Origin of the sequence: Vibrio sp. R-1, assembly GCF_035615595.1 — a bacterium.
GTDB lineage: Bacteria > Pseudomonadota > Gammaproteobacteria > Enterobacterales > Vibrionaceae > Vibrio > Vibrio cholerae.
The window spans coordinates 1-1002 of the sequence record NZ_WPDC01000224.1; the positions used below are offsets into that span (position 1 = coordinate 1).

Annotated in this window: 1 protein-coding gene; it reads left to right on the forward strand. The window is 41.3% G+C overall.

Annotated features, from left to right (window positions below):
* Positions 1–85: 85 nt before the first annotated feature.
* The coding region (locus GOU96_RS17770) for an alpha/beta hydrolase (protein ID WP_000186335.1) at positions 86–1002 on the forward strand (917 nt) is incomplete at its 3' end.

Genomic DNA, 1002 nt, shown 5'->3' on the forward strand with positions numbered 1-1002 from the left:
GTATCACAAATTGCCACTGTTTTTATATACAGTTTAATGTGTTCGGCTATCATCTCGAGCTTTGAACACATTCGAAGAATTAAATATGACCAACTATCTAGAGCGCGGCATTAAAGAACTCGTTGAAGAGTTCATTTCTAGCGGGAAACCCTGTCCATCAAAACAAACTATTTCTGAGCGTCGGGCAGGTTATCTCTCAAGTACGGTTTTGGCTGGCTCGAGTCCTGAAATGGCCGATGAGTTTGTTGATGAGCTGGATGGCATACAAGTCAAAGTTTATAAGCCAAGCAATAAAATTGATTTGCCAATTACAATTTATTTTCATGGCGGTTGTTTCATTAGCGGTGGTTTTGAAACGCATGAAGCACAACTAAGGCAGTTAGCTCATTTATCAGAGACTATAGTAATTTGCATTAAGTACCGCTTAGCACCAGAACATGCATACCCATCAGCTCATGATGATGTATTTCAGACCGCATTAGGTGTCAAAGAACATGGTCATAAATATGGCGGCGATACTGAACATGTGTTCTTTGTCGGTGATAGTGCAGGTGCACAATTAGCTCTTGCTACAGCACTTCGTTTGAAAAACAAAAAACTGTGGCTACCTGAGAAACAAATCCTAATATATCCCATGGTTGACCCCTTGGGGGCGTCTGATAGTTATCAGAAAAACGGTACAGATTTTATTATTACTGCACAAATGTTGTTGTCCGGTTTCCAGCTTTATGCGGGTGAGTCAGAGCGGTTGGCCAGTGAAAAAGAACTGAATCTATTGGCACGAAAGGATTTTCAAGGCTTACCTCCAACGTTCATTATCACTGCTGAGTATGACCCGCTGCGAGATGAAGGAGAGCAGTTGTACAGGTTGCTTCTTTCCCAAGGTGTTGACGCTTATTGTGAGCGTTACCTAGGTGTAATACATGGTTTCTATCAACTGTCGGGTGTAAGTGAGTCTGCAAGGCGTTGTATTAGAAATATTGCAAATGCAATCAAAAATTA